13 protein-coding genes and 2 pseudogenes are annotated in these 22,103 nt (G+C 73.7%); 7 read left to right on the top strand and 8 right to left on the bottom strand.

What is annotated here, in order from left to right:
- Positions 1-37 precede the first annotated feature (37 nt).
- Entirely contained in the window at positions 38-2,380 is a 2,343-nt protein-coding gene (locus tag ACH4ZX_RS03075; protein WP_398266496.1) for a glycoside hydrolase family 65 protein, read from the bottom strand.
- Positions 2,377-3,117, bottom strand: coding sequence for a beta-phosphoglucomutase family hydrolase (locus tag ACH4ZX_RS03070; protein ID WP_398266493.1), 741 nt, complete (start codon positions 3,115-3,117; stop codon positions 2,377-2,379). Before ACH4ZX_RS03070 ends, ACH4ZX_RS03075 begins: the two co-directional genes overlap by 4 nt.
- A 154-nt stretch (positions 3,118-3,271) precedes the next feature.
- On the opposite strand from ACH4ZX_RS03070, the gene ACH4ZX_RS03065 reads away from it, so the two are divergent.
- Positions 3,272-3,940, top strand: coding sequence for a nucleoside/nucleotide kinase family protein (locus ACH4ZX_RS03065; protein WP_398266490.1), 669 nt, complete (start codon positions 3,272-3,274; stop codon positions 3,938-3,940).
- Between the two features lie 42 nt (positions 3,941-3,982).
- On the opposite strand, the pseudogene ACH4ZX_RS03060 reads toward ACH4ZX_RS03065, so the two are convergent.
- The 6 genes and pseudogenes from ACH4ZX_RS03060 to ACH4ZX_RS03035 all read right to left on the bottom strand — a co-directional run bounded on the left by ACH4ZX_RS03060 (position 3,983) and on the right by ACH4ZX_RS03035 (position 12,284).
- Positions 3,983-5,848: pseudogene (locus tag ACH4ZX_RS03060) on the bottom strand (hypothetical protein).
- Between the two features lie 47 nt (positions 5,849-5,895).
- Positions 5,896-7,614, bottom strand: a complete 1,719-nt coding sequence (locus ACH4ZX_RS03055; RefSeq protein ID WP_398266487.1) for a hypothetical protein — start codon at positions 7,612-7,614, stop codon at positions 5,896-5,898.
- A gap of 2 nt (positions 7,615-7,616) precedes the next feature.
- Complete coding sequence (locus ACH4ZX_RS03050; protein WP_398266484.1) at positions 7,617-8,519, bottom strand: carbohydrate ABC transporter permease; 903 nt, start codon at positions 8,517-8,519, stop codon at positions 7,617-7,619.
- A complete protein-coding gene (locus tag ACH4ZX_RS03045; RefSeq protein WP_398266481.1) occupies positions 8,516-9,427 on the bottom strand; it encodes a carbohydrate ABC transporter permease in 912 nt (303 codons plus the stop codon). The genes ACH4ZX_RS03050 and ACH4ZX_RS03045 overlap by 4 nt, the downstream gene beginning before the upstream one ends.
- Positions 9,428-9,543: 116 nt before the next feature.
- Positions 9,544-10,874: pseudogene (locus ACH4ZX_RS03040) on the bottom strand (ABC transporter substrate-binding protein).
- A 276-nt stretch (positions 10,875-11,150) separates the two neighbouring features.
- The gene (locus tag ACH4ZX_RS03035; RefSeq protein WP_398266478.1) at positions 11,151-12,284 is read right to left on the bottom strand and encodes an ROK family transcriptional regulator; all 1,134 of its coding nucleotides are present in this window, start codon (positions 12,282-12,284) and stop codon (positions 11,151-11,153) included.
- A gap of 309 nt (positions 12,285-12,593) precedes the next feature.
- Between ACH4ZX_RS03035 and ACH4ZX_RS03030 the strand changes: the two genes are divergently transcribed.
- From ACH4ZX_RS03030 to ACH4ZX_RS03005, 6 genes are all read left to right on the top strand, one after another.
- Positions 12,594-13,493, top strand: coding sequence for a BadF/BadG/BcrA/BcrD ATPase family protein (locus ACH4ZX_RS03030; RefSeq protein WP_398266475.1), 900 nt, complete (start codon positions 12,594-12,596; stop codon positions 13,491-13,493).
- A 200-nt stretch (positions 13,494-13,693) separates the two neighbouring features.
- Positions 13,694-15,688 (top strand): phosphatase PAP2 family protein, encoded by a 1,995-nt coding sequence (locus tag ACH4ZX_RS03025; protein WP_398266472.1) that lies wholly within the window; start codon positions 13,694-13,696, stop codon positions 15,686-15,688.
- A gap of 93 nt (positions 15,689-15,781) precedes the next feature.
- Complete coding sequence (locus ACH4ZX_RS03020) at positions 15,782-17,467, top strand: phospholipid carrier-dependent glycosyltransferase (protein ID WP_398266694.1); 1,686 nt, start codon at positions 15,782-15,784, stop codon at positions 17,465-17,467.
- A gap of 124 nt (positions 17,468-17,591) precedes the next feature.
- Positions 17,592-18,515 carry a MurR/RpiR family transcriptional regulator gene (locus tag ACH4ZX_RS03015; protein ID WP_398266469.1) on the top strand — a complete coding sequence of 308 codons (924 nt, stop codon included), beginning with the start codon at positions 17,592-17,594 and terminating at the stop codon, positions 18,513-18,515.
- A 441-nt stretch (positions 18,516-18,956) separates the two neighbouring features.
- Positions 18,957-19,331: a hypothetical protein gene (locus ACH4ZX_RS03010; protein WP_398266466.1), complete on the top strand. Its 375-nt coding sequence runs from the start codon at positions 18,957-18,959 to the stop codon at positions 19,329-19,331.
- A gap of 332 nt (positions 19,332-19,663) precedes the next feature.
- Complete coding sequence (locus ACH4ZX_RS03005; RefSeq protein ID WP_398266691.1) at positions 19,664-22,042, top strand: SpoIIE family protein phosphatase; 2,379 nt, start codon at positions 19,664-19,666, stop codon at positions 22,040-22,042.
- Positions 22,043-22,103 lie beyond the last annotated feature (61 nt).

The raw sequence follows: 22,103 nt of genomic DNA, 5'->3' as shown, positions 1-22,103 counted from the left end.
GCGCGGCCCTCCCCGGTATCGGGATCCGGGCGCGGGGTCAGCGCCCGCCCGGTCCGCGGTGCGGGGGCTGCGCGGGGGCCGGGCGCACCGACGTCGGAGGCATCGGGCACACGGCCGGGCCGTCGCCGTTGACCCTGACCCGCGTGCCGTGGTGACGGATCGACACGGACGGGCCGGACAGCAGCGTGTACGCGGCCTTGTCCGGACCGATCTCCACGCGCAGCCGGCTGCCGAGGAGCTGGACGTGGAAGGCGAGGCGGCTGAACCTCTCGGGCAGCCGGGGCGCGAACGCGAGGCTGTCGCCGTCGCGGCGCAGGCCGCCGAAGCCCGCCACCAGTGCCGTCCAGGTGCCCGCCAGCGACGCGATGTGCAGCCCGTCGCGGGTGTTGTGCTCCAGGTCCGCCAGGTCCATCAGCGCCGCCTCGACCGTGTAGTCGTAGGCGAGCCGCAGATGGCCCGCCTGCGCGGCGATCACGGCCTGCACGCAGGCCGACAGGGAGGAGTCGCGGACGGTCAGCGGCTCGTAGTAGGCGAAGTTGCGGGCCACCTGCTCGTCGTCGAAGTGGCTGCCGCACAGGTACATCGCCAGGACGAGGTCCGCCTGTTTGACGACCTGCTTGCGGTACAGGTCGAAGTACGGGAAGTGCAGCATCAGCGGGTACTGCCCGGGGGCCGTGTTCTCGAAGTCCCAGCGCTGGTAGCGGGTGAAGCCCGCGTGCTGTTCGTGCACGCCGAGATCGTCGTTGTAGGGCAGGTGCACGGCTTCGGCCGCGTCCCGCCAGGCGGCGGACTCCTCCTCGTCGACGCCGAGCCGGGCGGCCTGCTGCGGATGGCGTTCGACCGCGTCGGCGGCCGCGAGCAGGTTCGCCCGGGCCATGAGGTTGGTGTAGGTGTTGTCGTCGACGACGGCGCTGTACTCGTCGGGGCCGGTGACGCCGTCGATGTGGAAGGTGCCGTGCGCGTCGTGGTGGCCGAGCGAGCGCCACAGGCGGGCGGTCTCCACCAGCAGTTCGACGCCCGTCTCGCGCTCGAAGCCGGTGTCGCCGGTGGCCGCGACGTAGCGCACCACGGCGTCGGCGATGTCGGCGTTGACGTGGAAGGCCGCGGTCCCGGCGGGCCAGTACGCCGACCCCTCCGAGCCCTCGATGGTGCGCCAGGGGAACGCGGCGCCGTCCAGGCCGAGCTGGGCGGCGCGCTCGCGGGCGGCGTCGAGGGTGTTGTGCCGCCAGCGCAGCGCCTCGGCCACGGCGTCGGGGGCGGTGTAGGTCAGCAGCGGCAGGACGAAGGTCTCGGTGTCCCAGAAGGCGTGGCCGTCGTAGCCGGATCCGGTCAGGCCCTTCGCGGGTATCGCGCGCCGTTCGGCACGGGCGCCGGCCTGCAGGACGTGGAAGAGGGCGAAGCGTGCGGCCTGCTGGATCTCCTCGTCCCCGTCCACCTCGACGTCGGCGCGCGACCAGAAGTCGTCCAGGTGGTCCCGCTGTTCGGCGAGCAGGCCGTCCCAGCCGCTGTGCGCGGCCGCCGCCAGGGCCGCCTCCACCTGGCCGCTCATCGCGGGCCGCGAGCGGACGCCGGACCAGCCGTGGGCGACGAGCTTCTCCACGCGCAGCCGTTGGCCCGGCTCCAGCACGGCGGTGACGGTCAGCCGGGCCACGTCGGCGTCGCTCTCGCCGCTGGTCGTGGTCCGCGGCGGGCCGGTGACGGTGTGGTCGGCGGCGACGGCGACGCGCAGGCCGCTGCGCCGGGTGCGGTGCACCAGGCGCAGCTTGTTGCGGGAGGCGAAGTGTTCCTCCGGTTCCAGCGGCGACGTCAGCGCCCGCGCCGCGCGCGGGTCGCCGTCCGGCTCGGGCAGGCTCTCGTTGGCGACCAGCTCGGACTGGATCACCACGCGGCAGCGGTCGCCGACCGCCTCCACCTCGTAGGCGATGGCCGCCACGGCCCGCTGGGTCAGCGACACCAGCCGGGTCGAGCGGACCCGGACCGTCGACCCGGCCGGCGAGGTCCACTCGCAGGTGCGTTCCAGCACGCCCCGGCGCAGGTCGAGGACGCGTTCGTGCGCGACGACCTGCCCGTAGCGCAGGTCGAACGGCTCGTCGTCGACGAGCAGCCGCAGGATCTTGCCGTTGGTGACGTTGATGACGCTCTGGCCGGACTCCGGGTAGCCGTAACCGGCCTCGGCGTACGGCAGCGGGTGCAGTTCGTGGACGCCGTTGAGGTAGCTGCCGGGCAGGCCGTGCGGTTCGCCCTCGTCGAGGTTGCCGCGCCAGCCGACGTGCCCGTTGGACAGGGCGAACACCGACTCGCTCTGCGCCAGGACGTCCAGGTGCAGTTCCGTCTCGCGCACGCACCACGGTTCGACGGTGTACGACCGGTGGGTGATCACGCACGCCCTCCCAGCTCGGCGAGGTCCTTGACGACGATGTCGGCGCCGTGCGCGTACAGCGCCTCGCTCTGCCCGACCCGGTCGACGCCGACGACGTAGCCGAAGCGGCCGGAGCGGCCCGCGTCCATGCCGGCCAGGGCGTCCTCGAAGACGGCGGCCCGTGACGGCTCGACGCCCAGGTCACGGGCGGCGGCGAGGAAGGTGTCGGGGCGCGGCTTGCCCGGCAGCCCCCGCTCGGCGGCCACCACGCCGTCGACGCGGACGTCGAAGAGGTCCTCGATGCCGGTCGAGTGCAGCACGTCGCGGGTGTTGGCGCTGGAGGAGACGATGGCGGTCTTCAGGCCCCGCGCCCGCGCCTCCCGGATGTAGCGCAGCGTGCCGTCGTAGGTCTCGACGCCCTGGGTGCGGATCCGCTCCAGCAGCAGGACGTTCTTGCGGTTGCCGACGCCGTTGACGGTCTGCGCCTGAGGCGGGTCGTCGGGGTGGCCCTCCGGCAGTTCGATGCCGCGGGAGGCGAGAAAGGTGCGCACGCCGTCGGCGCGGGGGCGTCCGTCGACGTACTCGTCGTAGTCGGCACCGGCGTCGAACGGCCTGAAGCCCTCGCCGTCCCGCTCGCGCAGGAAGGCGTCGAACGTCTCCTTCCAGGCGGCCGCGTGCACCACCGCCGTCTTGGTCACGACCCCGTCGAGGTCGAAGAGGCAGGCCTGGATGTCTTCGGGGAGACCGAGCTGCGTCATACCGGACACCTTTCCCCATCGGGGCCGGTGCAGCGGGTGGTTCCGGCCACATGTGCGCGACGGAACAGGACGAAACACGTGGTTGGTCCGGTATATGCCGGTACGGCACAACGCGCCGCGGACGTGTCCCGGCGCCGGTGGCACACTCTGGGGTGTGCCGACGACGTTCGACGACCTCCTCGCCCGTGCCCGCGCGCTGCCCCGGGAGGGCCGCCGCGCGGTGCTCGGCATCACCGGCAGCCCGGGCGCGGGCAAGACGACGCTCGCCGAGCACCTGGTCCGCGAGCTGAACGGCGACGGCAGGCCATGGGTGGCGCACGTCCCCATGGACGGCTTCCACCTCGCCGACGCCGAACTGGACCGGCTCGGCCGCCGCGACCGCAAGGGCGCGCCGGACACCTTCGACGCCGCCGGGTACGCCGCGCTGCTACGGCGGCTGCGGGCCCCCGACGACACCGAGGACGCCGAGGACGTCGTCTACGCGCCGGGCTTCGAGCGGGTGCTGGAGCAGCCGGTCGCGGGCGCGATCCCGGTGCCGCCGACCGCCCGGCTGGTGGTGACGGAGGGCAACTACCTGCTGCTGGACACGGGGCCGTGGGCGCGGGTGCGGCCGCACCTGGACGAGGTGTGGTTCTGCGAACTGGACGAGGACGAGCGGGTGCGCCGGCTGGTCGCCCGGCACGAGGAGTTCGGCAAGGACCACGAGGCGGCCGTGGCCTGGGTGGAGCGCTCGGACCAGCGCAACGCCGAACTGGTGGCGGCGACGCGCGAACGGGCGGACCTGGTGGTGCGGGCCCCGGGGCGGGCGGACGGGCGACTCTGAGCGGGCCCGGGGTCCCGGGAGGCCGTTCCCGGGACCCCGGCTTCACGCGGTGGCGCGCAGGGTCAGCTCCGGTTCCGCGCGGGCGTCGCCCGCCACCGGGCCGAGCACCGCGGTGAAGGCGTCCGTGCGGACGGTGAGGCCGTCCCCGTCCCGCTCGAAGACCGGCGCGAACGCCTCCCGTGAGCCGTACTGGACGGCGAACACTCAGGCCCTCCGGGGCGCCCGGGGCCGGCCCGGCCTCCAGCGCGCTGGAGGCGACCAGGTGCCGCCAGCCCTCGTCGGGGTCGCCGTAGCCGCGCGGGTCGGCCGCCAGGGCGAACGCCGCCTGCTCCTGGGTGAGTTCGGCTCGGGCGTCGAAGTGGTCGGGACCCGGTGCTCCGGGGTGGGTCAGCCGCAGCGCGCCCGCCGAGGCCACGGCCCCGTCGGCCGTGCGGCGCACCCGGCCGCCGTCGTCGGCCGCGTACGGCAGCCCGGCCAGCAGGTACGGCGCCCCGGGCAGCCGCTCCACCGCGACCACCGTCCACAGGCGGCTGCCGTCCGTGACGTACAGCGAGCGGACATGGCGCAGCACGTGGTCGCGGCCGACGACCGGCTTGGTCACCAGCTTGGCCGCGAGGCCGTCGGCGCGCACGTCGCGGACCCGGACCTCCCCCATCGGGCGACACAGCAGGAAGCCGTCGGTGACCGGGCCGAACCCGTGCCGGCGGTTGACCGCCGCCGCGAGCCAGTACGTGCCGTCCGCCTCGACCAGGGACGGGGTCATCCGGTCGTAGAAGGCCACCGACACCGTGCCGGCCCGCAGTTGGTGCCGGGCGGGCGCCGTCGACGGCGTACGGTGCCAGCGCGTCGTGTCCTGGATCTGCCAGACCAGCATCCACGCGAAGTGGCCGTCGATCCCGCCGTCCGCTTGGACCGCGTGCCGGGCCGTGGGGGTCCCTCCCACGCCTTTCGGGCAGTGGGGGAGCGTGTCGCCGCGGTAGCGGCCCAGGTCGGCTCCGATGCGGGCGCCGAAGCAGCGCAGGCCGAGGACGGACTCGAAGGCGGAGTGCTGCTCGCTTTAGCGGGGGCCGCCGTTGTCGAAGCCGCCGCCGGTGAGCCGGGCGTCGATGTAGCGGGCGAGGGCGTCGCCGTCGGCGGCGAAGACCTCCTCGCCGCTGACCCGGTGTGCCTGGGCGAGGAACGACAGGGAGATCGGGCCGTAGTTGTTGTCGTAGGCGCCGCCGTGCTCGGGGGCAGCAGGGCGCCCCGGTCACGGACGCGGTGGGCGCGGATCTCGTCGGCGTAGAGCCCAAGGGCGCGTTCGCGGACCCGCTCGCCCTCCGCGCCGGGCAGGTGGCGGGCCAGCATCAGGCCGCCCACCACACAGCCGATCGCCTGGTTGGCGGCCTCCTGCGGGTTGAAGAAGGTGGCCTCGGTCAGCCAGCGCCAGTAGCCGCGCGCCACCTCCAGCAGCCTGCCCCGCTGGTCGTCGTCCACCAGACCGTCGGCCAGGTCGAGGACGTTCACCGCCTGCAGCAGCGCCCACACGGTGCTCGGCCAGTCGCCGATGGGGTGGGCGCCCGCCTGGAGGACGTAACGGGCGTACGGCAGGCCCGAGTCGCGGACCCTGAGGTTGGGGTAGCCGGGGTTGTCCTCGGTGAAGACCCGTTCGTCCAGGTGGAAGGCGAGGCTGCGGCGCACCGCGTCCGGCAGGCGGGGGTCCTCGGTGCGCTGCCGGGCGAGGGCCAGCAGCGAGGTGACGCCGAGGGAGGTGTCGCCGATGTCGTCGGTGCAGTCGGGGTGTTCGAGGCTGCCCTCGGGGGTGAGCCGGGCCAGGGCCTGCTCGGTGACGTCGGCGAGGACGGCGTCGTACGCCTCGGGGGTGTCGGGGAGGTCGTGCAGCGGGGCGCGCTGGTGTGGGAGGTGCACGGGGATCAGCCCTTCATGCCGGAGGCGGCCATGGCGTGGGGTCGGGGTCACCCGACGGGTGCGGGCCGGTGGGCGCGCAGCGCGACGGTCAGTGTGTGCGGGCCCTGACCGCCGATGTAGACGCGGTTCCCGGCCGTCGCGTCGGTGCCGCCCACCACGGTGTGGTCCTGGCCGGGGTCGTAGCGCAGGACGTCGCCGCGGTCCGGCCCGGCGAGCGGTTCGCCGGCCTCGACACGAACCTCGGCCCGGATCTCGTCCTCGCCGGCCCGGTAGGTCATCGGCCCGGTCGTCAGGCACCAGCGGCCGTCGCCGATCGGCACGGCGCCCTCCGGCACGCCGCCCGGCCGGAAGGTCAGTTCGAGGGCCCAGGGCACCGGCGGTCCGCTGATGTCGATCCGCAGGTCCGCGCCGTCCGCCCTCAGCTCCACCTCCACGCGGGTGGTGTGCGAGACCTCGTCGCGGGGCCGGTCCGGGAAGGCCATCGCGGCCGAGAAGCGTCCCTCGTCCGCCATCCGGTAGGCGCCGTCGTCCCGCCGCAGGCCCGGCGGGAGCGGCTGGTAGTAGGCGGCCGTGAGGGTTTCGGTGAGCCGGTAGCGGGTGCCGGTGAGCCGGTGCATGTCGGCGGCGCGGAAGGGGCCGAGGCCGAAGAAGCCCCGGGAGAGCCGGACCGCGTCGAGGACGGCGCCGCCGGCGAACAGGCGCAGGAACGTGGGATTGCAGGCGAGGCCCGAACGGATGCGCCGGTGCCCGGGCACGTCGGAGCCGCCGTACACCACCGTGTGCACGCCGGGCGAGGCCTGTGCGGCCAGGCGCGCGGTGGTGAGGTACCGGTGGCGCGGAAGTGTCTGCACCGCCGGCGCCGGCAGGACGTGGCACAGGTCCGGGGTGAGGAGGGTCTGGGCGAGCAGGTCGGGGTCGTCGATGCCGCCGTCGGCCGCGAGCCGCGCCGCCCGGCTGAAGTCGCCCCGGCCGGTGCGGATCGCGAGCAGCCGGTAGTGCGGCAGATAGGGCGCGAGCGGGAACGGGTGGTTCTGGTCCTGCCGTCGCGAGTGGACGGTCTCCACCGTCGCGTCCGGCCTGATGAGGTCCAGGGTCGTGGCGAGGTTGCGTTCGACGGCGTCCAGCAGGTCGGCGCGGCCGAGAACGTCGGCCAGCAGCAGCAGCGACGGGTTGGACACGTGGGCCGCGTAGTTGGCGCTGCGTTCCGAGTACAGGCCCTCCGCGTCGATGTCGACGCCCTCGCCGAGCCACTCCTCGACCCGGGCGGGCAGCCGGTCGTCGGGGAAGGACCGGTGCAGCCGGGCCAGGGCCGCGCACAGCTCCCAGCGGTGGTTGGGGGTGTGCACCCCGCCGGTCAGGAGGCTGTCGGCGGCGGCACGGGCGATCTCGGCGAGCGCGGCGGTGACGTCGCGCAGTTCCGGCCCGGCGCCGGCGGCGAGGACGTGCGCGTCGCACACGTCGTTGACGGTGAACGCCGAGTCGGGGGGTGACTGCACGTTGTCGCCGCCGGCGAACAGGCCGGTGGGTGTCTGCGCTGCCCGCAGGGCGCGGAGGTGGGTCATCGCGGCGGCCACGGCCCGCCCGCTGCCGTGCAGCGCCGAGTCCGGGGAACGGTAGGCCGCGACCAGCGTCTTCACCCGGCGGGCCAGGACGCGGTGGGGCAGCCCGGCGGGTTCCTCGTCGGGGGCGGCCGCCAGCGGGGCGGCCGAGCGGTCGGCGGCGCGGGCAACCGCGCGGACGAACTCGTGGTCGAGCGGGGTGGGCACGGTCAGTCCTTCAGTCCGGCGTTGATGTCGGCGCCCATCACGTAGCGCTGGAAGACCAGGAAGATCGCGATCAGCGGGATCATGGAGATGACCGACGCGCCGAGCAGGACCGACCAGTTGATGTTCTGCGCGCCGACGATGCTCTGGATGCCGATCTGCACGGTGAACTTGTTGGGGTCGTTGAGCATCAGCAGCGGCCAGATGTAGTCGTTCCACCGCCACTGGAAGGACAGGATGGCGAGGGTCAGCATGATCGGCCGGGAGAGCGGCACCATGATCCGCAGGAAGATCGACAGTTCGCGGGCGCCGTCGATGCGCGCGGCCTCCACGAGTTCGTCGGGAACCGTCAGGAAGAACTGGCGGAACATGAAGCATCCGGTCGCGGTGAGCACGGCCGGCAGGACGATGCCCGCGAAGGAGTTGTAGAGGCCGAGGTTGCGGACGACCAGAAACTCCGGGGCGAGCATGACCTCGGACGGCAGCATGGTGGTGGCCAGGATGCAGATGAAGAACGCCTTGAGCCACTTGTTGTCGTACTTGGCCAGCGCATAACCGGTGCAGCAGCTGACACCCACGGTGAGGATCGTCGTGATCACGCACACGAGGGTCGTGTTGACGAAGTACTGGGAGAAGTTGGCGCTGCGCCACGCCGTGAAGTAACCCGACAGGGTGGGGTTGTGCGGAACCAGCGTCAGCGGATACGAGAACAGGTCCGAGGCCGGTTTGAGGGAGCTGAGGATGAACCACAGCACCGGCAGCCCGTACAGGCACGCGAGGATCCACAGCAGTGTCGTCGCGGACACCGCTCGCCGGAGCCCGCCGCCGGCCGCTCCGCGGGGGCGCTTCTTGGCGACGGCCCGTCCGGGAGCGGCGTCGACAGGGCGCGGAATGTCTGTGGTTGTCATCGGTTCTCCACCCGCCGGTTGACGATCAGCTGGATGATCGCGACGGCCATCAGAATGAGCATGAGCACGAATGACGCGGCGCTGGCGTAGCCGATCTGACCCCGTTTGAAGCCGGTCTCGTAGATGTACTGGACGAGCAGGTTGTTCGACGTTCCGGGTCCGCCGTTGTTGAGGGCCACGAACACCGGGTATTCCTTCATCGCGTTGATCGTGTTGAGCAGGATGACGATGAACGAGGTGGGCGCGATGCTCGGCAGGGTGATGCCGACGAACTGCCGCCAGGGGCCCGCCCCGTCGAGGGAGGCAGCCTCGTAGTACGAGGTGGGCACGTTCTTGATCGCCGCTATGAACAGCAGCATCGAGAAACCCGTCCAGGCCCACGATGCCGCCATCACCACGACCAGCAGCGACAGGTCCGCGTTCGACTGCCACGGAACAGCGCTTCCACCGAGCTTCTCGATGACGTAGTTGACCAGTCCGAAGTTCTCACCGAACAGCCACCGCCACAGGACACCCACGACGATGGGCGACAGCAGCCACGGGATGAAGAAGATGACGCGGGCGACCGACGTGCCCTTCGCGTGCTTGCTCACCACCAGGTTGGCGGCGGCCAGCGCGAGCGCGAAGTTCAGCGGTACGAAGAGCACGGCGTACAGCAGCGTCCGCGTCAGCGCGTCGTAGAAGGTGGAGTCGCCGAACAGGTTGTGGTAGTTGTCCAGTCCGACGAACTGGAACACTCCCACGCCCGTGTAGTTCGTGAAGGAGTAGACGAGCCCGATCACCGCCGGCCACACGAAGAACAGCGCGAAGAGCACGACATTGGCCGCGATGAGGACGAGCGGCGCAAGAATGTACTTACTGCGTCTCCTGGGCGGGCTCGCGGACAAGGCCGAGGCGCGTTTTGTCATCTTCCTGACTCCGTGCTGGTGGAATGGGTTCCTGTGGGCTCGGGCCATGAGCCCGGCATCACGTGGGCGCCCAGGGCCGGGCGGCGGGGTATCGGCCCGCCGCCCGGCCCTGCGGCCTACGATGCGCCGCCGACCTGCTGGTTGTAGCCGGCCACGATGTTCTCCAGGGCCTTCTCGGCCGACTGCTGGCCGTTGATCGCCTTGCCGAGCTCCGTCTTGGTCGGGTCCTCGGTGAGGCTCTTGCCCCTCAGCACCCAGTTCGTCTGCGCGCTGTTGAAGTAGCCCGAGATCGGGGCGTAGAGCGGGATCTCCTCGTTGTAGAGCTTGAACGCCGCCTGCGCCGCCTCGGACTTGAAGGGGTACTTCGGGCTCAGACCGCTCTCGACGGGCAGGAACCCGGAGCCGCGCACAGCTCGGTGTAGTGCTCCGGCTCGTACAGCCAGGACATGAACTTCTTCGCGGCGGTGGCCGCGGCGCCGTTGTTGTTGAAGCCGACCATCATGCCGCCGCTGTTGACGTCACTGGCCTGCACCGGCTCGGCGGGGGTCGGGACGCTCGCCCAGTCGAACTTCTTGATGCTCTCCGAGAAGGCGGCGACCTGCCACACGCCGGACCAGTAGGCGACCACGTCTCCGCTCTGGAACATGGCCGACGGGTCGGCGCCGCTGGTCCACACCGACTTCGGCATGGTCTTGTCGTCGTTCCATCCGACGAAGGTGTTCACGGCCTTCTTGGTCGCGGCGTCCACCGAGAACTTGCCGGAGGAGTCGGCGTGGACGTACTTGCCGCCGAGTTCGTACACCATGGCGCGCAGCCGGGACGGCGACTGGTCGAAGGTCAGGGAGTACTTGGCGCCGGTCTTCTCGCGGACCTTGTTCGCCGCCTTGATGAACTCGGTCCAGGTCCAGGTCTTCTGCGGCGAGGCCGGGAAGGAGACCCCAGCCTTCTCGAACAGCGACTTGTTGATGAACAGGCCGGACGCGGTGACGTCCGAGGGAATCGACAGCACCTTCCCGGACGAGTCCTTGGCCAGGAAGTTGGCGTTGATGTTGTTCGCCTTGTCGTTGGCGATGGAGCTGAGGTCGATCAGCTTGTTCGACCAGATCGGGTCCAGTGCCGGGACGGCCGCCACGTCGGGCAGGGAGTTCGCCTGCGCGGCGTTGTGCAGCTTCGTCGTGTACCCGTCGTAGGGGATGTTGACCAGCTTGACCTTGACGCCGGCTTCCTTCTTGTACTGCGCCACCAGCTTCTTCCAGCCCGCGTCCTGCCCCGGAACCGTGGAGATCCAGAACGTCAGCGACTTGGAGGTGCCGCCCGAGGACCCGGAACCCGAACCGCAGGCGGAGAGCAGCAGGGCACCTGCCGTGGCCACGGCAGCGAGGGGAACCACGCGGCGTATGCCGCCGCGGCCGAGCCGGCGGGAGCGCCGCACACCCACAATGGTCATCTTCGATACCTTTTTTCGTCGGAGGGGACGGAGCACGGCGCCGACTGAAGCGGCACTGGTGCATTGTGCGAGGATTTTTCGCTTTCCGGGGGCGCGGCCTCGCCCGGCCGCGTCGCCTTCACGGGTGGGATCCCCGGCCGGAGGGCCGTCGTCGCACAAGCACGCCCTCGTGCGGCTCCCGTACGTCGCGTACGGGCGGGACGCCAACCCAAGCCGGTGTTCCCGACCGGCTTAGAAAGCGCTTGTCCGGACATTGGCAGACCGAGTCCGAAGGCGTCAATCCTTCGTTCGCGCCGCCTCGGTCACGGTTTGGACTCCCCGGATGACCGCGAGCCGGGCGGCGCCCACGACCGTGCCCAGGTCACCGACCGTGCTGCTGACCACCTCCGTGGGCCAGCTCAGCCGCGCGAGTTCGGCCCGCACACCGGGCAGCAGCTGCGGGTCCGCGCCGGTGCTGCCGCCGAGCACGATCAGCCCCGGGTCCAGCACCGCCGCCACGGCGGCGGCGAGCCGTCCCACGTCGGCGGCGTGGCGGGCGACCACCGCGCGGGCGGCGGCCCGCCCCGCGGCGGCGAGCGCGAACAGCTCCTCGGCGGTACGCGGGCACGGCCCGTCGGCGTCCTGCCAGGCGTGCGCGGCCCGGCGCAGCAGCGAGCGGGCGCCGACGTACTCCTCCAGGGCCTCCCGGCGCGGCTCGCGGCCCTCGTCCCACGGGTACGGCAGCCGGGCCAGCTCGCCCGCGGCGCCGTTCGCGCCGCGCAGCACGTGGCCGCCGATGACGATGCCGAGACCGATGCCCACGCCGATGCGCAGGTAGCCGAAGGTGCGCCGGCCGCGGGCGGCGCCCTCGTGGAGTTCCGCGAGCGCGGCGCAGTTGACGTTGTTCTCCAGGTGGACGGGCACCCCGGGCGGCAGCGCGACGGTGACGGCGTCGTAGACGGGCCCGGCCTTGGCGGTCGCGGGGCGCATGCCGGCGCCTTCGCGGTCCCACTCGGTGACGTCGCCGACGGCGACGACGATGGCGCGCAGGGGGGCGTCGGCGGGCAGCGCGGCGAGGGCCCCGCGCACGGCGTCGGCGGCCTCCTCGCGCGAGGCGGTGGTCTCGGCGAGCAGGGCTCCGTCCAGGGCGCAGCCGCGCACCCGCGTCACGGCGGGGCCGAGATCGACGGCGAGCACGGCGCCGGCGGCCGGTCCGAGGCCGTAGACGGCGGCGGAGCGGCCGGTGCCGCTGGAGGAGGTGCCGGAGTGGGCGGCGAGGCGGGCGCTCTCCAGTTCCGCGACGGCGGAGGACACCGTCGGCTTGGACAGGCCCGCCAGGGTCGCGAGCTGGGGCCGGGTCGCGCTGCCGGCCTCGGCCAGCACGGCGAACACAGCGCTCGCGCTCTCGGTCAGGCGGGGGGCTTCCGCCATGTCGTGTTCCACAGTTCCCCCACGGGTCAGGGGCCGCGTCCCGCGGGGACGGTTCCGCGGCAGGCGGCGATGGATGCCCGGGCGTCGCGGCCGGCCGCGCGGCCGCCCGGACGGTCGTCCCGGCGGCCGGCTGTGCGACGCCTCTTGACGCACTGTACTTCGTTAGTTAACTTCCTAACGAACTTCACGGTACTCGCCTGCCGTGACCGCACGAGGCCTGTCCCGGGGCTTCCCGACCGCTGCAACCGCTGTTCTTCCAGGCATGGTTCGCCCACCGTTGCATCTCCGCGCAACGACGAAAGAGGATCCGTGCAGGACACCCTGCCCCTGGTGGTCGGCATCGACGTGGGCGGCACGAAGACGCATCTGCGCGCCGTCGTGGGGAACACCCGCGTCGCCGACCACGTCCGCCCGAGCGGCGGCTGGCGGCCGCACGACCCGGTGGCCGCCGCCGGCTGGCTGGCCGCGCTGGTGGCCGAGGCACTGCCCGCCGGCGCACGTCCGTCCGCGCTGGCCGTGGGCGGACACGCCTGCGAGACCCCGCGCCAGTGCGCCCCGGTCCGCACCGCCCTGCAACTGCACTTCGGCACCCCCGCGCTGGTCGTGGGGGACGCCGAACTGCTCGTGCCCGCCGCGGGTCTGGACCGGGGGGTCGGACTGGTGGCCGGCACCGGCTCGGTCGCGGTGGGCCGGCTCGCCGACGGCAGCCCCGTCCAGGTGGGCGGCTGGGGCGCGGTGCTGGGCGACGAGGGCGGCTCGGCCGGACTCGTCCGCGAGGCGGCGCGGGCCGTATGGGCGGCGCACGACCGCGGGGAACCGCCCGACCCGCTGGCGCTCGGGCTCGTCGAGGCGTTCGGCGTCACCGAGGTGCCCGCGCTGGGCGCCGCGCTGGAGGCCGCGACGGACGTCTCGGCGGACTGGGGCCGGCACGCGCCGGTCGTGTTCGCGGCCGCCGACGCCGGTTCCGCGCTCGCCCGCGCCGTGATCGCCGAGGGCGGCCGCTGCCTGGCCGCGCTCGTCGCACGGCTCGCCGCGCGCGGCGTCGCGGTGGACGACGTGGTCGTCGCCGGCGGCACGGTCCTCGGCCAGCCCCCGCTCTACGACGCGTTCACCTCGGCGCTCGCCGCCTCCGTGCCCGGCGCACGGCCGCAGCCGCTGCGCGGGGCACCGGTCGAGGGCGCCGTCGCGCTGGCCCGTTCGATCCTGTGAACCGCACGGCGCGGGTTCACCCGCGGGCCATGTCGCCGTCGCCGCTCCCACGCCGGCCCGACAGCGCCCGGCCGTAGATCTTCGCTCGAGCACCACGAAACGCACCGGATCCATCGTGTCCGCACCCACGCGAACACGTCGCTCCCGCCCCCGATCCCCTTCCCGGCCGCACGGCCGCGGAACCGAAGAGAGGCACGCGCATGCCGTCCCCAGCCGGGCACCCCTCCCCCTCGCACCCGTCCTCCTCGCACCCGTCCCCCTCGCACCCGTCCCCCTCGCCTGCCGACCGGCTCGCCGTCGACCGGCGGAAGTTCCTCATGACCTCCCTCGGCGTGACAGCCGGAGCGTTCGCCGTGCCCGCCTTCGCCGCGTGGCCGGCCGCCGCGGCCGCCCCGGCCGGCACCCCGGCCGCCGCCGCGTTCGTCGACGCGTTCGTCGACGACTACAAGAGCAACGTCCTGGCGAACCTCACGCCCGAGACCAACGCGGTCGTGCGCGCCCTCGGTGGCTTCGCCGAGGTGTGGAAGACCGGCGGCGCGTGGAACACCGGCACGCCGCTGCGGCCGGAGGTGCTGCGCGCCAACATGCGCTACTGCGCGCAGCTCACCGCCGCGCGCACGGACGCGCAGGCGAAGGAGGCGTTCCTCTACGACCGCCAGCACCAGAGCTACGCGATGATCGCGGGCCTGGGTCCGCTCGCCGGGCTGTACAAGGAGGGCGCGAAGGCGGTCACGTCGATCACGAGCGCGCCCGACGGCACACCCGCGACCACCATCAGCGACGCGGTGCCCGCCGACGCCCCCGCCGGCTCCGCGCTCGGCGCCGGCGCGCACGACTCCGCGCTCGGCAAGGTGGCCGAGCTCGTCGACACGGTGCGCGGCCCGTTCGCGTCCGGCAACCCGGCCAAGTACGCCTTCCAGTACCCGCGTCCGTGGCGCATGAACGAGGACAGCGAGGTCGTCGACACCGGCGCGAAGGACGAGCTCGGCTACCCCGTGTACGACTCGCGGGTCGTCGTCGCCCCCCAGCTGCTGCGGCAGCGCAGCACCTCCCCGGCGGACGACGGCGGCTTCCCCAGCGGCCACACCAACGCCTTCCACCTGGCGGCCCTGGCGTTCGCGTACGCCGTGCCCGAGCGCTTCCAGGAACTGGTGACGCGCGCCTTCGAGCTCAGTCACACCCGGATCATGGCGGGCATGCACTCCACGGTCGACGTCCTCGGCGGGCGCGTCATGGCCACCGCGCTGGCCGCCGCCACACTGGCCGACCCGGCGAACGCCGAACTCAAGGCCGCAGCCCGCGCCCAGGCCCTGGCCTACTTCCGGGAGCGGACCGGCGCCACGGCCGACACCCTGTACGCCTGCGCCCACTCGGCCGCCCCCGGCGCCGACCCGTACGCGGACCGGGACGCCAACGCCCGCGCGGTGCGGCCCCGGCTGACCTACGTGCTGACCCGGCACGGCCGCAGCGAGCCGCTGACCGTGCCGAAGGGCGCGGAGGTGCTGCTGGAGACGCGGCTGCCCTACCTGGACGCCGGGCAGCGGCGCGAGGTGCTGCGCACGACCGCGCTGCCCTCCGGGTACGTCCTGCTGGACGGCTTCGAGCAGTGGGGGCGCCTGAACCTGTTCGCCGCGGCGGACGGGTACGGCTCCTTCGACTCCGACGTGACCGTCTCCCTGGACGCGGCGGCGGGCGGCTTCGCCGCGGCCGACAGCTGGCGCAACGACATCGGCGGCGCCGGCGGGCTGACCAAGCGGGGCAGCGGCACGCTGACCCTGACCGGCCGCAACGCCTACACCGGCGGCACCACCGTGACGGAGGGCGTGCTGGTGGCCGGCTCGTCGCACGCCCTGGGCCACGGCGACGTGCGGGTGCTCGGCGGCACGCTGCGGCTCCAGCGGCCGGCCGAGGTGCACGGCGGGTACCGGCAGGAGTCGGCGGCCCTGGAGGTGACGCTGCGCGCCGGGCAGGACGCGGCTCTGGAGGTGACCCGGCGGGCGCTGCTGGGCCCGGGCAGCGTGCTGTCGCTGCGCCTCGACGCCGAGCGGCCGCCGGCCGCGGGCAACACGGTGCCCGTCCTGGCCGCCGCCGTACTGCGCGGTCAGTTCGACCGCGTGGAACTGAACTCCCCCACGCTGCGGGCCGTACCCGTCTGCACGACGGAAGGTCTGTCGGTACGACTCCTGAAGCGGTGACGCCGCCGGTGGCGGGAGCCGGTGCGAGAGTGGGGCCATGAGACGGCCCTCGATCGCTCCCGCCACCTCGCGGCCGGCGTCACCGCGGGGCGGATGATGGCGTTGGAACAGCATTCGGTCCTGGACCCGCGGACGGGTGGCGGCCCGGAACGGCCGGCGCCGGACGCCGGCCCGCCGCGCCGGGCCGCGCGGCGCCTGCTGACACCGCTCCTCGTGGCCGTGCTGCTCGCGCAGATGGCCGCCGCCATGGTGACGACCGCCGTCCAGCAGACCCCCACGATCGACGAGCCGGTGTACGTCGGCACGGCGGCCGACTATCTGCACGAGCACCGCGTGCGCCTCAACCCCGAGCACCCGCCGCTCGGCAAGCTCCTCGTCGCCGTGGGGGTGGCGGCCGCCGGCCCGCACGTCGACACCTCCCTGCCCGGCGACCAGGGCCGGTTCGGTCGGCACCTGCTGTACGAGTCGGGCAACGACCCCTGGCGCGTGATGCTGTGGGCCCGCCTGCCGGTGATCGCGCTGACCCTGCTGTTCGGGCTCGTGGTGTTCGCCTTCGCGCGGGACCTCGCCGGTCCGGTGGGCGCGGTGGTCGCGCTCGCCCTGTACGCCTTCTCCCCCGACGTGATCGCCCACGGGTCGCTGGCCACCCTCGACGTGCCGGCCGCGGGGTTCGTGCTGACCTCGGCGTGGCTGCTGTGGCGGGCCCGCCGGCGGCCCCGGCGGTACCTGCCCCTGGCCGGTCTGGCCCTCGGCGCGGCGGTGGCCACGAAGATGAGCGCGCTGCCGGCGGTCCCGCTGCTGGCGGCGACGGCCGCCTGGGCGGTGTGGCACGCCGGAGCGCCGGACCGCCGCAGGGCGGCGGCGCGGGCCGTCGCGGGCGCGGCCGTCGTGGCGCTCGCCGCCGTGGCCGTCGTATGGGCGTCCTATCTGGCGGTCGATCCGCGGCTGCGCTGGTCGCCCGGGCAGCACATCCCCGCCGTGCACGGGCTGCGAGGGCTGCTCGTGCGGCTGCTGCCGTTCCCCGAGGCCTACCGGGACGGGATGCGCGTGCAGTTCGGCCTGGAGAACCGGCCCTGGCAGGGCTTCCTGTTCGGCCGCCTGTACACCGGGTCGCGCTGGTACTACCTGCCGGCCGCGCTGCTGGTGAAGACGCCGCTGGGGCTGCTGGCCCTGGGGGCCGCCGGCGGCGTCGCGGTGCTCGCGGTGCGGCGGCTGCGGCCCGCGGCGCCGTACGTGCTGCTGCCGGCGGCCGTGCTGCTGGCCGCGGCCATGCACGGGTCGCGCGACCTCGGCACCCGGTACGCCGTCTTCGTGCCGATGTTCCTCGCCATCGCGGCGGGCTGCGTGCCGACGCTGCGGTGGCGGTGGGCGCCGTGGACGACCGGGGCCCTGGTGCTGTTCGTCGCGGTGAGTTCGCTGCGGACGTATCCCTACTACCTGCCGTACGCGAACGAGGCGTTCGGCGGGCCGGCCAGGACCCATCTGCGGCTGCACGACTCGAACGTGGACTGGGGGCAGGACCTGGGCCGGCTCGCGGACCGGCTGCGCGAGCGCTACCGGGGCGAGCGGATCTGGCTGGTCTACAAGGGCAGTGGTGTGCCGTCCTCCTACGGCATCGACGCCGCCGACCCGCGCGAGGTCCCCGCGCGCGAGGTGCGCGGGCTGCTGGTCGTGTCGGACTCCGCGGCGGCCAAGGCGCGCGGAGAACTCGCCGGCCTGATCGCGAGCAGCCGCCCCGTCGACGAGGTCGGTCACTCGATCACGATCTACCGCCGGTGAGGCAACGCACTGCCGGACAGGCCCGGCAGCGGCGTCCGGCGGGCCGGGAGCGCCGGTGCAAGCCCTGGTCAAGGCGATGGGTGAGCTATGTTGAAGCACTGTGCGAGACAAAGGAGGCGCACCGGTGCCATCGCCACAGCAGGCACGCGCACAGGCATCCGCCATCACCTCGGGCAAGACCGCTCCGGAGGCCGAGGCGTCCCCGACCTCCCAGCTGCGGACGCTGTTCGACCGGCCCCGGCTCTCGCCCGGGCAGCGGCGCATCGCCCAGTACCTGATCGAGCACATCACCGAGGCCGCGTTCCTGTCGATCACCGACCTCGCCGAGCGGGTCGGCGTCAGCCAGCCGTCGGTGACGCGTTTCGCCGCCGCGGTGGGCTTCAGCGGCTACCCCGCGCTGCGCGAGAAGCTTCAGTCGGTCGCCCTCGGCACGCTGGCCAGCGGGCCCGGCGCGGCCGAGGAGAACGGCAGCAACGAGCTGCAGGCGGCGGTCGACGCCGAGATCGAGAACCTGGAGAACCTGCGGCGCGACTTCGCCGACCCCGACCAGGTGATCGACGTCGGCCGCAAGCTGTCCGCGTCGACCCCGCTGACCGTCCTGGGGCTGCGCATCTCGGCCTCGATCGCCGAGTACTTCGCCTACGCCGCCCGCCGCATCCACCCCGACGTGCGGCTGGTGACCCGGGGCGGCAGCATCGCCTACGACGCGCTGCTGCAGTCCCGCGAGGCCGGCGGCACCTGGGTGCTGGCCTTCTCGATGCCCCGGCACGCCCAGGAGACGCTCACCGCGGTGCGGGTCGCCCGGGACGCCGGGCTGAAGGTCGCTCTCGTGACCGACCTGGCGCTCGGGCCGGTGGCCGACGAGGCGGACGTCACCTTCACCACCGGCACCGGCTCGCGCCTGGTGTTCGACTCCTACGCGGCGCCGGGCGTGATGGCCGCCGCGCTGCTGCAGGCGATGACCGACGCCGACGCCGAGCGCACCCAGGCCCGGCTCGAGGCGTACGAGCAGATCTCCGACCAGCACCAGTTCTTCCTGCGGGACTGATGTGTCCGGCCGTCCCCGGCCGGCCCCCGCCGTTCCTCCCGTCACCCCACCCGATGCCAGAAGGGGACATTCACGGACAGAGCACGCATGAATGTTTTCATGCGTCTTGCAAAGCGGACGGCATATATAAATACTTCTCACGGATCGCGCCCCGGCTCACTCCGAGACACGTTTCCGCACCCCCGTCCCCTCCCCCGCACCGCCCGCAGAAAGCCACGGTCCGCCCATGCGTACGCCGCACCAGCCGCCGCACGGACGCCGTACGCCTTCCCGGGCTCCTGCGCGGACACCCGAAGCCGCCGTCTCCTACCCGCGTCGGCGCCCAGGGTGTTCGGTCGGGCCTCGCCTGTGCGAGCGCCCATGGCGGCCCCGGTCATCCCCTAGGCCGGGGCCGCCCGCCCCCGTCGGACCACCCCTCACGACGCCGCACCCCCGGAAGCGATGATCATGACCCTGACGACGACGCGCATCAGCCCGGACTGGCCGTGCCAGGTCAAGACGCCCGGTTCCTTCGACTGGGAGCGCTCGGCGGCCAAGTGGCTGCGCGAGCTGGTGCCGGCGCGCTACGCCAGCTACCCGGCCCTCATCCGCCACCCCGTGCTGCTCGCCCGGCACGCGCAGATCCAGGTCCACAACGAGATCCGGGTCGCCCGCACCGCCCTGCAGACGGCCCGCGCCGACCTGCCGAGGCTGGGCCTGCCGGAGTCGGTCATCGAGCACACCATCAAGCTGTACGCGGCGGAGGTACTGCAGCTGCAGCACATCGCGCGCAGCGTCCGCGCGGTCACCGAGGCCCTGGTCGGCTCGGCCCGCTGAGCGCGCACCGGCCCGCGGGCACGTGATCCGCGCCGGCTCGCCGCCCGGCCGGGGTCCGGCGAACCGGCCGACCGGCACGGACGCGCCGCGGGTGTCTTCCCGGTGGTGCCGCCGCCGGTGCTGACGTACCTGGTCATGGCGTGTCTCAGCGGTGTGCCGCGGTCGTGGCCGCATCCGCCGCCCGAGCGCCGAAGGACCCGCGTGGTGTCGTCACCCCGGCCGGGCACGGACCGGGGTCGCGCGTACCGCTTTCGAGTGGAGTCCGGCCAGGCATCCCCGCGATCGACCCGTGTCCTGTGTGCGATGCTCGACGCGTGACGAGCGAGCCCTCCATGCCGGCGGATTCCCGGGCGCCGGACAAGGCGGCGCTGGCCAAGGTCGTCGCCAGACAGCGCGCCGAGATGGAACGACTGCGGGACCTGGCGGCGACGTCGGCCGTCCTGGAACGCGCGAAGGGCGCCGTGATGGCGCTCACCGGCTGCTCCCCGGACGCGGCCGCCGGGGAACTGCGGCGACGCGCCGAGACCGGCCGGCGGACGCTGCTGGAGGAGTGCTGGATCACCCTCGGGAGCCTGGTGCCGCCGGACGGCCCGGCCGTCGAGCGGCAGCGCGGCCGGTCCTCCCACGCCGCCGTCCCCACCTCGCGGGGCCCGGCCGACGAGGGCACCGCGGCCCTCGGCCTGCTCGGCGGAGCGCCGGCCCGCGCCGCCACACCGCACGACCTCGCCGGCTGCCTGCTGGAGCGGCTCCCCGCGGAGGTCGGCGCCGACGCGGTCGTGATCTACGTCCGGCGGCCCGCCGGGGGACTCGAACTGATCGGGCACGCGGGCGTCGACGACACCCTGACCGCGCGCTGGCGCCAGGTTCCCCCGCTGAGCGGGACCGCCGCGCTCGACGCGCTGCGGTCGGGGGAGCCGCGCTGGCTGGAGGACGTGGAGAAGGACCGCCGGCGGTACCTGCTGATCGAGGATCCGCCCGGCCGCTGGCGCTCCCGCGCCTGGCTGCCCCTGCCGGCCGACGGCGACTCGCCCGACGCGTGCGTCGGCATCCTGCGCACCCGCACCGGGCCGTTCCCGGCACGGGTGCGGGAGCAGCTGCTGGCCGCCGCCCGGCTCTGCGCCGGCCCGCTGCGCGCCTTCGAGACGCGCCCGCGCCCCGTCGGGGTCAGCGCCGCGGCCGCCGTACAGAGCGTGTTCGACGCGCTGCCCGGCGCCGCCATGCTGCTGACCCCGCTGCCCGCGGGACCGGGAGAGGCCGAGGACTACCGGATCGACGCCGCGACCCGGCAGGCCGCCGGCCTGGCCGGCAGCAGCCATCCGGACCTGGTCGGCCGACGGCTCCGAGAACGCTGTGCGGCCCTGACGGACGAACCGCTGTTGCGGGGCTTCGCCCGCGCGCTCTCCGGCTCCGAGCCCTTCGAGAGCGAGCCGTTCGCGCACCAGGAGGTCGTGGACGGCGCCGCCGAGCTGTCCGTCCACTCGGTACGGGCGGCCCGGCTGGGCGAGGGACTCATCGTCACCTGGGTGCGCCACGGCTCCTCCGACCGGCAGCGGCAGCGTCTGGCGGACGTGCAGCGGCTGGGCAACCTGGGCTGGGCGAGCTGGAACCTGGTCACCGGGCAGGCGAGCTGGTCCTCCGAGGTGTTCGCGCTGTTCGGCCGGGACCCCGCGAGCGGCCCGGTCGGCCTGGGCGGGCTCGCGGCCCTGGCGCTGTCCGAGGACGTCCCCGCGCTGACCCACGCCCTCGACCGGCTGCTGGCGGAGGCGAGGCCGTTCGACGTCCCGTTCCGGGTGCGGACCTCGGACGGGCTGCGGCATCTGCGGCTCGTCGCCGAGGCGGTGCCCGACCACCACGGCACGCCCGCAGAGGTCCACGGCGTCGTCCAGGACCTGACCGTGCAGCGCAGTGCCGAACTCGCCCTGGTGGAGAGCGAGCGGGCCATACTCACCCAGCACGACGTCCTGCGCGCCGAGCGCACGCTGGCCGCGCGGCTGCAGCACGCGCTGCTGCCGCTGCCCACCAGCCCCGTGCGGCTCGCCGGACTGCGCGTCGAAGTCGCCTACCTGCCCGCCCAGTCCGGCATCCACGTCGGCGGCGACTGGTTCAGCACCCTCGAACTGCCCGAGGGGGACGCCCTGTTCGTGGTCGGCGACGTCGCCGGGCACGGCATCGACGCCGTCGCCACCATGGCCCAGCTGCGCTTCACGGCCAAGGGCATGGTCATCACCGGCTCGTCGTTGACCGGCGCCCTCGCCCGGCTCAACACGCTGCTGCTGCACTCCCGCGACACGCACGGCACCGCGACCATGGTCCTCGCCCGCTACTCCCCCGGCGAGCGCCGGCTGGTGTGGGCCCAGGCCGGTCACCCGCCGCCGCTGCTGCTGCGCGACGGCCGGGCGAGCTACCTCGGCCGGCCCCGCGGCATGCTGCTGGGGGCGACCGCCACGCCGGTGTTCGAGGAGGCGGAGTGCCTGCTGCGGCCCGGCGACCGCGTCGTGCTGTACACCGACGGCCTGGTCGAACGGCCCGGCGAGGGGCTCGACCGGGGGCTGGACCGGCTCGCGGAGGCCGTCGTCGCCCACCAGGCCGACCAGCCCGGTTCGCTGGCCCCGCTGCTCGACGCGGTGCTGGAGGGAGAGGACCGGGACGACGTCTGCGTCCTCGACATCCGGGTCCCGGCCGAGCCCGCGGATCCGGCAGCGCGGGGTTAGGCCCGGGTCAGGCCCTGGAGTCCGGACCGTCCCGGCGCCGTGTCCGCGCCGTGTCCGCGCC

The organism is Streptomyces sp. NPDC020490, assembly GCF_044335305.1.
GTDB lineage: Bacteria > Actinomycetota > Actinomycetes > Streptomycetales > Streptomycetaceae > Streptomyces.
This window is presented reverse-complemented; position numbering and strand designations above follow the sequence as displayed.

What these genes read in the sequence shown, in the direction of transcription:
- ACH4ZX_RS03070 (WP_398266493.1), bottom strand. Translation starts at nt 3,117, where the DNA reads ATGACGCAGCTCGGTCTCCCCGAAGACATCCAGGCCTGCCTCTTCGAC.
- ACH4ZX_RS03050 (WP_398266484.1), bottom strand. Translation starts at nt 8,519, where the DNA reads ATGACAACCACAGACATTCCGCGCCCTGTCGACGCCGCTCCCGGACGG.
- ACH4ZX_RS03045 (WP_398266481.1), bottom strand. Translation starts at nt 9,427, where the DNA reads ATGACAAAACGCGCCTCGGCCTTGTCCGCGAGCCCGCCCAGGAGACGC.
- ACH4ZX_RS03035 (WP_398266478.1), bottom strand. Translation starts at nt 12,284, where the DNA reads ATGGCGGAAGCCCCCCGCCTGACCGAGAGCGCGAGCGCTGTGTTCGCC.
- ACH4ZX_RS03025 (WP_398266472.1), top strand. Translation starts at nt 13,694, where the DNA reads ATGCCGTCCCCAGCCGGGCACCCCTCCCCCTCGCACCCGTCCTCCTCG.
- ACH4ZX_RS03020 (WP_398266694.1), top strand. Translation starts at nt 15,782, where the DNA reads ATGATGGCGTTGGAACAGCATTCGGTCCTGGACCCGCGGACGGGTGGC.
- ACH4ZX_RS03010 (WP_398266466.1), top strand. Translation starts at nt 18,957, where the DNA reads ATGATCATGACCCTGACGACGACGCGCATCAGCCCGGACTGGCCGTGC.
- ACH4ZX_RS03005 (WP_398266691.1), top strand. Translation starts at nt 19,664, where the DNA reads ATGCCGGCGGATTCCCGGGCGCCGGACAAGGCGGCGCTGGCCAAGGTC.